Origin of the sequence: Sulfitobacter sp. EhC04 (assembly GCF_001650875.1) — a bacterium.
In the GTDB taxonomy this organism is placed as follows: domain Bacteria; phylum Pseudomonadota; class Alphaproteobacteria; order Rhodobacterales; family Rhodobacteraceae; genus Sulfitobacter.
Genome location: NZ_LXYI01000014.1, coordinates 23,296 through 32,434, shown reverse-complemented (window position 1 = coordinate 32,434; position 9,139 = coordinate 23,296). Strand labels below are relative to the sequence as shown.

At 57.6% G+C, this 9,139-nt stretch carries 8 protein-coding genes and 1 pseudogene; 3 read left to right on the top strand and 6 right to left on the bottom strand.

The window, feature by feature from the left end:
- Together A8B82_RS07480 and A8B82_RS07475 are read left to right on the top strand one after the other, a co-directional pair.
- On the top strand, positions 1-979 hold a 979-nt coding region (locus A8B82_RS07480), incomplete at its 5' end, for a pseudomurein-binding repeat-containing protein (RefSeq protein ID WP_328586493.1).
- Positions 972-2,165, top strand: coding sequence for a GIY-YIG nuclease family protein (locus tag A8B82_RS07475; protein WP_067290282.1), 1,194 nt, complete (start codon positions 972-974; stop codon positions 2,163-2,165). The genes A8B82_RS07480 and A8B82_RS07475, both read left to right, overlap by 8 nt.
- Here A8B82_RS07475 and A8B82_RS24480 read toward each other — a convergent pair.
- Positions 2,146-2,304, bottom strand: a complete 159-nt coding sequence (locus A8B82_RS24480; RefSeq protein ID WP_235604638.1) for a hypothetical protein — start codon at positions 2,302-2,304, stop codon at positions 2,146-2,148. The genes A8B82_RS07475 and A8B82_RS24480 overlap by 20 nt on opposite strands.
- 377 nt (positions 2,305-2,681) lie before the next feature.
- Here A8B82_RS24480 and A8B82_RS07465 point away from each other — a divergent pair, with 377 nt between their 5' ends.
- Positions 2,682-3,506 (top strand): IS5 family transposase, encoded by an 825-nt coding sequence (locus A8B82_RS07465; RefSeq protein WP_067290280.1) that lies wholly within the window; start codon positions 2,682-2,684, stop codon positions 3,504-3,506.
- A 125-nt stretch (positions 3,507-3,631) separates the two neighbouring features.
- Here A8B82_RS07465 and A8B82_RS07460 read toward each other — a convergent pair.
- The 5 genes and pseudogenes from A8B82_RS07460 to A8B82_RS07440 all read right to left on the bottom strand — a co-directional run bounded on the left by A8B82_RS07460 (position 3,632) and on the right by A8B82_RS07440 (position 9,132).
- Positions 3,632-4,564: pseudogene (locus A8B82_RS07460) on the bottom strand (IS5 family transposase).
- Between the two features lie 200 nt (positions 4,565-4,764).
- Positions 4,765-5,589 (bottom strand): ABC transporter ATP-binding protein, encoded by an 825-nt coding sequence (locus A8B82_RS07455; protein ID WP_067290277.1) that lies wholly within the window; start codon positions 5,587-5,589, stop codon positions 4,765-4,767.
- A gap of 94 nt (positions 5,590-5,683) precedes the next feature.
- A complete protein-coding gene (locus A8B82_RS07450; RefSeq protein WP_067290275.1) occupies positions 5,684-6,964 on the bottom strand; it encodes an ABC transporter substrate-binding protein in 1,281 nt (426 codons plus the stop codon).
- Between the two features lie 75 nt (positions 6,965-7,039).
- The gene (locus A8B82_RS07445) at positions 7,040-8,116 is read right to left on the bottom strand and encodes a branched-chain amino acid ABC transporter permease (RefSeq protein ID WP_067290273.1); all 1,077 of its coding nucleotides are present in this window, start codon (positions 8,114-8,116) and stop codon (positions 7,040-7,042) included.
- 26 nt (positions 8,117-8,142) lie between these two features.
- Positions 8,143-9,132, bottom strand: a complete 990-nt coding sequence (locus tag A8B82_RS07440; RefSeq protein ID WP_067290289.1) for a branched-chain amino acid ABC transporter permease — start codon at positions 9,130-9,132, stop codon at positions 8,143-8,145.
- Positions 9,133-9,139: the final 7 nt, after the last annotated feature.

The window sequence follows — 9,139 nt, the reverse complement described above, 5'->3', positions numbered from 1 at the left end:
ACACGCCCTGACGGTGGGTTATCGTGCCAGCCTGACGGAGATCGTGCAGATCATCGGCCGCGCCACCCGCGATGCCGAGGGCAAGACCCGAGCGCGGTTCACCAACCTTATCGCGGAGCCCGACGCCGCGGCCGAAGCTGTGACCGAGGCAGTCAACGATACACTGAAGGCGATCGCTGCAAGCCTGCTGATGGAGCAGGTGCTGGCCCCACGTTTCAACTTCACGCCCAAGACCGTGAAAAGTGGCCCTGTCGAAGGGTTCGATTACGGCGAGGGCGGCTATGACCCCAACAAAGAGAACGTTGGCTTCAGCGAGGCCAGCGGACAGTTCCAGATCGAAATCAAAGGCCTGGTCGAACCCAAGAGCAAGGAAGCCAAGCGCATCTGCCAAGAGGACCTCAATGAGGTGATCACAGCTTTCGTTCAGGACAAGACTACGATCGAACGGGGTCTCTTCGACGAAGAGCTGGTGCCGGAGGAACTGACGCAGGTTCGCATGGGCAAGATTGTCGGTGCCAGGTTCCCAGAGCTAGATGCAGAGGATCAGGAAGCGGTGCGCCAACACGCAGTTGCTGCGCTGAACCTGACCCAAAAGGCGAAAGAGATCGCGCTGTCGAACCGCGATGACACAGAAACAACCGGCAATACCGCCTTGATCGACGGGGTGCGCAAATTCGCAATGGACGTGCGCGAACTCGACATCGATCTGATTGATCGCATCAATCCGTTCGGCGAAGCCTACTCGATTCTGGCAAAGACGATGAGCGAGGAAAGCCTTCGGCAGGTTCAGGCCGTCATCTCGGCGAAAAAGGTGCAACTGTCACCGGACGAGGCGCGAGATCTGGCGAAACGCGCCGTCAAGTTCAAGCAGGAGCGGGGCCGTCTGCCTTCCATCACATCGCCTGATCCGTGGGAGAAGAAAATGGCCGAAGGCGTCGCCTATCTCGCGCGCATGAAGCAGGAGGCTACCAATGGCTAAGGGTTTCACCGACGAAGACGACGCCCTCCTTGCTGAGCTTGGCGTCGAGGTCGAGGTCAAGAAGCAGCTCAGCCGCACACCACGCGAAGAACGCATCATCGCAGGTTTTGAGGAAATCTTGCGATTTGCAGATGAGCATGGCCGGCCTCCCCAGCACGGGGAGGATCGTGATATCTTTGAACGCCTCTACGCCGTGCGTCTTGATCGGATCCGCGACTTGCAGGAATGCCGCGACCTCCTTGCCCCACTCGACGAGCAGGGTCTCCTAGCAAACACTCCTGCGCCCTCAGCATCAGACTCCGATGACCTCGATGACGATGCCCTCCTCGCCGAACTGGGCGTGGAAGTTGCTAAATCACCTCTCACGGAATTGAAGCATGTCCGGTCAACAGCCGAGAAAAAGGCCGCCGATGAAGTCGCAAACCGCGAGAAATGCAAGGATTTCGCGACGTTCAAACCCTTGTTCGAGCAGGTCCAGAAAGAACTGGATAGCGGCTTGCGCGAAACTCGCCCGTTCGAGATGAAAGCCGAGATCGAGAAGGGACGCTTCTTCATCGTCGGCGGTCAAAAGGCCTATGTCGCCGACAAGGGCGAGACCATCACCAACGAGCAAGGTCGCACGGATGCGCGTCTGCGGGTGATTTTCGACAACGGGACCGAGAGCAACATGCTGATGCGCTCGCTTCAGCGCGCGTTGAACAAGGACGACGCCGGACGGCGGATCACCGATCCTTCGGCAGGGCCACTTTTTTCCGATCAGACACTCGACGGTGATGAGGCGAGCGGGATCATTTATGTTCTTCGCAGCAAATCCGATCATCCACTCGTCACGGCAAACCGGGAACTCGTGCATAAGATCGGCGTCACCAATATGAGCGTTGATAAGCGGATTGCTGGCGCGCACTTGCAGCCGACGTTTTTGATGGCGAACGTCGAGGTGGTTGCAACTTATGAACTCTACAACATCAACCGAACAAAACTGGAGAACCTGATCCATCGCATTTTCGAACCCGCACGGCTCGAGATCGAAATCATGGATCGCTTTGGAAGGCCTGTGGTCCCACGAGAATGGTTCCTCGTACCCCTCTTCGTCATCAACGACGCTGTTGAAAAGATCAGGGATGGCACAATAACGAGCTATCGCTATGATCCCCGCGCTGCCGAACTCAAACGGATTTCGGGGTAGACGCCGCAATGGATGCTGCGTGCCGCTTTCTGGCACCCTCGACCAGCGGGATGTTGGCGGTCGTGCAGCTCATATCGGCAAGGCCGACGATGATCTTGAAATCACGCAGCTTGAGAACGCTGCGGCTGATGACGAGCATATTGTTGTCTCCCCAGTCAGGGAGCAACCGCCCGGGAGACCCGGGCTTCGCACCAGCCACTATGTCGCTTCTAGGAACCTTCCTTGCTGAGTGCTTCCATGAGATAGCAGTCGGCCAAGAGTAAAGGCGCATAATGAAGTTTATGTTAATTTTATATGTGATCACATGCCCCTACCCTCGGCGCCAATAGGAGGCGCGGTTCAAGTATCGCTCACTGCTTCGGGTTGGAAGGCCATGCTGTCCGCGTCAGCCTTAAAATGAACTATGCAAAGCCTCGGAAGTTCCTACTTCTACCTCTTAGAGCCCGATTTAAAACTAATTGAGTGAGTTCAGCAGGTTGTGCTTCTGTTCGGTTGCAAAGCTGAACGGAGATCACGATGGCCTGGACCGAACTCACCCGACGCCAACATGCCCGAGTGGGCGCCAAGTATGCAAGCGATCTGACAGACCCCGAATGGGCACTGATCGCGCCATTCATGCCAGCACCCAAGTCCACGGGCAGACCCCGCACGACAAGCTTGCGCGACGTGTTCGACGCGATCCTCTACATGGCGACGACCGGGTGCCAGTGGCGGATGCTGCCGAACGACTTTCCGGCGGTATCGACTGTGCGGAGCTATTTCTATACTTGGCGCAACGACGGTTTTCTCGATGAGATGAACCGCAAGCTGGTTGAAGCCACGCGGCTGGCGGAGGGTCGTAAAGCCCGGCCAACGGCGGGGGTTATCGATAGTCAGAGTATAAAAACCACGGAAAGCGGCGGTGTTAGCGGATATGATGCCGGAAAGAGGGTTAAGGGTCGCAAGCGCCATATCGTCACTGACACAACCGGATTGCTCGTCGGGCTCGAGGTCCACAGCGCTGGAATTCAGGACCGTGACGGCGCGCCGGATGTGCTGAAAGCCGTCGCCGCGCGCTATCCCATGCTGCGTCATATATTTGCCGATGGAGGTTATGCCGGTCCCAAACTGCGAGACGCTCTGAAGGCCATTGGGCGATGGACCGTGCAGATCGTCAAGCGTTCCGACACGGCGCAGGGCTTCGAGGTCCTGCCGCGCCGTTGGGTCGTGGAACGTACTCTCGCCTGGCTGGGCCGATGCCGCCGGCTGTCAAAGGATTGGGAAAAATCCATCGCCAGCGCAGAGGCGTGGATCACCGTCGCCCATATTCGACGTGTCACACGCCATCTCGCAAGGGATTAATAATGCTCAGATAGTTTTGAATCAGACTCTTAGGATGTTCCAACCCTGGATGCCTGCTTTCGGATCAAAAGGGCGTTGTTGCGGAACTCTCTCGCGAGACGTGACTGCCCCTTACCCCACAAACCTCATGCCGCGCGGACGATCTCGGCGGTGCCGAGGGCGTTGAAGCGATTGATAAGAGCGACGCGGATATGGATTTCGGCGGTCTGGCGATCGGGGTCTCTCGCTGCGATGCGCTCGCCGAAGGCCTTGAGGCCGCGCATCTTCGCTTCGATCCGGCTGCGGACATGGTATCCCGTCCAGCGCTTCCAGAAGGCCCTGCCGTAGTATCGCGTTGCGCGCAGGGTTTCGTTCCTAACCCGCGCAGCCGGGCGGTCCTCCTTCCACAGCCGTCCGTTCTTTCGGATCGGAATGATCGGGACGGCGTCGCGCTCGATGATGGCCTTGTGGCAGCGGCGCGTGTCGTAGGCGCCGTCGGCGGTGACGGTGCCGATCGGCTCGCCTTCGGGGATCTGGCCGAGCAGGTCCGGCAGCACGGGACTATCACCGTCGCGGCTGGGGGTGAATTCGACGGCGCGGATGTCAGACGTGGCCGGGTCCATGGCCAGATGCACCTTGCGCCACTGGCGTCGTCGCTGCAGGCCATGCTTGCGCGCCTGCCATTCGCCATCGCCGAGGAACTTGATGCCAGTGCTGTCGACCAGCAGGTTCCTTGGCCCATCGGCACGTCGATACGGAACCTACACGGTCAAGATCTTTTGCCGCCGGCACAACGTAGAGAAGTCCGGCACGGGCCAGTCCAAACCAGCCAGCCGGAGCAGGCTGGCCACCATTCCGGCGGTCTGGCGCAGAGGGAGCTTGAAGAGAACCTTGATCGACAGGCAGAGCTGAATGGCGGCATCGGAGAAGACCGGCGGGCGTCCAGGCCGCCCATCACGCTGTGCGCGCCAGGTCATGTCCTTGTCCACCCAGATCAGCAGCGAGCCGCGCTTGCGCAGGGACGCGTTATAGCTGGACCAGTTCGTCGTGCGGCAGCGGGCGGGAGGTGGCTTGCTCATGCAGCTCGTGTAACCGCATGAATTCGCGAAGTGAATCCTCTGTCGTCAGAGATGTGCAACAACGCCTATTTGAGGGTTCCGCGCCTGCTGCGCTTGCCAAGCCCGAAACCGACGACTACCAAAATCAAACCCGCAAACTCTCGTCATGACCGGGGACCAGCGGGGGGCAGGTCATCAATATCCTCGAAACGAGCTCGATATCAGCTCAGCCACCGTTTACGGCGGCGGTAGCTGCGCACGTCACGGAACGATTTGCGCCCTTCATCCGACATGCCCAGATAAAATTCCTTCACGTCCGGGTTCTCACGCAGCTCTTTCGCGGGACCGTCCATCACGACCCGGCCACTCTCGAGAATGTAACCGTAATGCGCGAACCTGAGCGCCACATTGGTGTTTTGTTCGGCCAATAGAAACGTCGCCCCTTCGTTTTCGTTCAGCGATTTGACGATGTTGAAAATCTCTTCAACCAGCTGCGGCGCGAGGCCCATGCTCGGCTCATCGAGCAGGATCGTCTCGGGGCGACTCATCAATGCGCGCCCGATTGCGACCATCTGCTGTTCGCCGCCCGAGGTATAGCCCGCCTGGCTGCGGCGGCGCTCCTTGAGGCGCGGGAAATAGTCGTAGACCATGTTCAGATCGGCATCTATGTCGCCGTGCGACGCCCTGCGCGTATAGGCCCCGGTCAGCAGATTTTCCTCGACCGTCAAATGCTCGAAACAGTGACGTCCCTCCATCACCTGAATGACGCCCTTCTTGACCAGATCGGATGGCGCAAGATCCTGAATGCGCTCACCGCGATACTGGATGCTTCCTTTTGTCACCTCGCCGCGCTCGGAGCGAAGCAGGTTCGATATGGATTTGAGCGTGGTCGTCTTGCCCGCGCCATTACCGCCCAGCAAGGCGGTGATGCCGCCCTTGGGCACTCTCAGCGACACGCCTTTCAGCACCAGGATCACATGATTGTAGATCACCTCGATATTGTTGATCTCCAGGATGATCTCGTCGCTGGGTACTGGGTCGGTCATGTGTGTCTCCGTAGTCGCTAGCGTATCCACAGGCCATTTTGGGGTGGATGGGGATGGCGGTCGCGCCGCCACCACCCTTGTCATCACGCCACGATCAGTTGCAGCGCGGTTCGATACTCGCCTCTGCGGCATAGGCCTCGGAATCCTCGATAATCAAAGGATCAACCACGTCTGAATCCGGCGCTATGAAATCGGTCAGCATGTTCCAACTTTTCGTTTCCGCGTTCCACTGGCGCACGGCAGCCAGACCTTGGCCTCCGTGATTAGTACACGTCACCTTGATTTCCGGAGCAAAATTAGCAAAGCCTAGGCCCACCATTTTTTCCTCTGTTATTTCAAGTGCTTCCATACCGTCACGAACCATGGGCCCTGTAACCTGGGAAGTCCCGTGTATGTCCTGGGCTTTTTTCACGGCTTCTACTGCCAACATTGCGGAATAGAGGCCGCGGTTGTAAAGAACGGTCCCCATTTGATCGCCATTACCGGCGGCCAAGCCCCTATCATATACATAAGTCTTGAGATCCTTATAGACGTCAAAGTTTGACCCAGGTGCGTGCATTGCCAGCGCCTTGTAACCGTCAGAACTTTCGCCAGCGGGCAGAACATCGGATTCAGAACCAGACCACCAGACACCAATCATATTTTCCAACGGGAAACGCACGTTGGCAGCTTCCTGAATTGCCACCTGGTTCATGACGCCCCAGCCCCATAAAAGCACGTAATCAGGCTTCTCACGTCGGATTTGCAACCATTGCGATTTCTGCTCTTGTCCCGGATGGTCAACGGCCAAAGTGCTAAAATCGAACCCGTGTTTCTGGGCCAATTTTTCCATGGTTGTAATTGGTTCTTTGCCGAACGAAGAGTTATGATAGACGAGCGAGATTTTTTTGCCTTCCAGGCTGCCACCGTTCTCTTCAAGCAGGTATTTTACGGCAATGCTCGCACCCGCCCAGTAATTTGTTGGATAGTTGAATATCCATTCAAACACTTTTCCATTGGCGACTGATGTGCGGCCGTGGCCGATGGAGTGAATTGGGATTTCATCCACGCCAGCTTTTGGAATCAACTGATAATTCAGACCGGTTGATACAGGCTGGTAGAGAATCGCACCTTCCTTAGTTGCCTCATAACATTCCACACCCTTTTCGGTACTATATCCAGTTTCGCATTCCGGCATGTCGATCTTTATGCCACCGATGCCGCCATCACGTTCATTGATCAGCGTGAAATAATCGGAGTAGCCATCCGCGTTAGGTATTCCATTTGCAGCATAGGGCCCGGTTCGAAAACTCAGGAGAGGGATTGTTAGCTCAGCAAGTGCCGGCGACCCGGCCAACAGTGCTGATAAAAGACAAGTCATTAGTTTCGTTTTCATCGGTTATTCCTCCCTTGGTTATGTCCGATGTCTTCTGTCAAGCGAGGGGTTATCCCTCTGCCTCCTTACCCGCCCCTAGTGTGGGAAGGGCCAAAGTCTCAGTTTTTCCTTTGCCATGCGCCACAGCTGCGCTAGCCCGTGCGGTTCGGCGACCAGAAACACGATGATCAGCGCCCCGATGATGATCAGCTCCAGATGCGCCGCAAGGTCCGTCGGCCACCCCAAACTGCCCACCAGCAGGTTTTTAAGCAGAACGGGCAGCAGCACCAGAAACGCCGCCCCGGCAAAGCTCCCGAATATTGAGCCGAGCCCGCCGATGATCACCATGAACAGCACGAGAAACGATTTGGTGATACCGAACGACTCACCCACCTCGACCGCGCCGAGGTAGACGGCAAAGAACAGCGCGCCCGAAATCCCGATGAAAAAGCTGCTGACTGCAAACGCGCTCAGCTTGGCGCGTAGCGGGTCGACGCCGATGATCTCGGCGGCGATGTCCATATCGCGGATTGCCATCCATTTGCGCCCGGCCATGCCGCGCGTGAGGTTGCGCGCTATGATCGCGCTGATTGTCAGGAACACAAGGCACACGAGGTAGACAGCCCAAGGCGATGTCTCGGCCCCCGTCACCGGCACGCCGAACACGGTCCGTTCCGGTGCACTGATCTGGCCCGAGGCCGAATAGTTGTAAAACCACGGCACCCGGTTGAACAGCCACACAAGAAAAAACTGCGCTGCCAGCGTCGCCACCGCGAGGTAGAACCCCTTGATCCGCAGGGACGGTAGGCCGAACAGCATGCCGATCGCCGCCGTGATCGCCCCGGCGAGCACGACATGGATCAGGATCGACACGTCTGGGAAGGACGTCATTAGCTTGTAGCAGGAATAGGCCCCCACGGCCATGAACCCGCCCGTGCCGAGGCTTACCTGCCCGCAATAGCCGACAAGGAGGTTCAGCCCGATCGCCGCGATTGCATAGATCAAGAACGGCAGCAGAACCGCATTCAGCCAGTAGTCGTTGACGACGAATGGCACGATGCCGAAGGCGACCAGCAGGACAAAGTAATACCGATACCTGTCGAACTTGATCGGAAAGGTCTGGTTGTCCTCGGCATAGGATGTTTTGAAATCACCTGCCTCACGATAGAACATCGGTTTCTCCCTTGCGTCCGTTGTGCTTACACCCGATCAATGATCTTCTCCCCGAACAGTCCCTGCGGCCTAAACACCAGGAAAATCAGCGCCAACATGTAGGCGAACCAGTTTTCCGTCGCCCCGCCGAGGAACGGCGCGCCGATCAGGAATTCAAACAGCTTTTCGCCAACGCCGATGACCAACCCGCCCACGATGGCTCCAGGGATCGAGGTGAACCCGCCCAGCATCAGCACCGGCAGTGCCTTGAGCGCGATCAGCGACAGCGAGAACTGCACGCCGGATTTCGTCCCCCAGACGATCCCCGCGACTAGCGCGACAAACCCGGCCAGAGACCAGACCATGACCCATATCCAGTTGAGCGAGATACCGACGCTCAGCGCCGCCTGATGGTCATCCGCAACAGCGCGCATCGCGCGGCCCTGTTTGGTGTATTGGGCGAACGCAACCAGCGCGATCACCAGCACCGCGGCGATCACTGTCGCGACAAGGTCGAGATTGTCGATAAAGAACCCGTAGTTAACGATGCCATAGGTGTATTCATCAATTGCGGTGTTGATCCCCTGCGGCAGACCGACATCCAGTTTCTTGATGTCCGAACCCCACATGACGTCGCCCACTCCTTCGAGGAAATAGGCAAAACCGATGGTCGCCATGAACAGGATGATCGGTTCCTGATTGACGAGGTGGCGGAACACGAAATGGTTCACCAGCCATGCCAGCGCGATCATCACGACCATCGTCAGCACGATGGCCAGCAGTACCGGAACGTGCCAGCCGAAATGGTGTATTTCCGTTCCGATGGTCGCGTTGATCAGATGCGCGAACGGCACCTGCCCCTCCATGATCCCGACCAACGTCAGCGCCGCGAACAGCGCCATGACCCCCTGGGCATAGTTGAAGATGCCGCTGGCCTTGTAGATCAGCACGAACCCGAGTGCGACAAGCGCATAGAGAACCCCGGCCATCAGACCGTTTAGGAAGACCTCCATCGCAAAGATCATTGTGTCAGACATTTTGCGT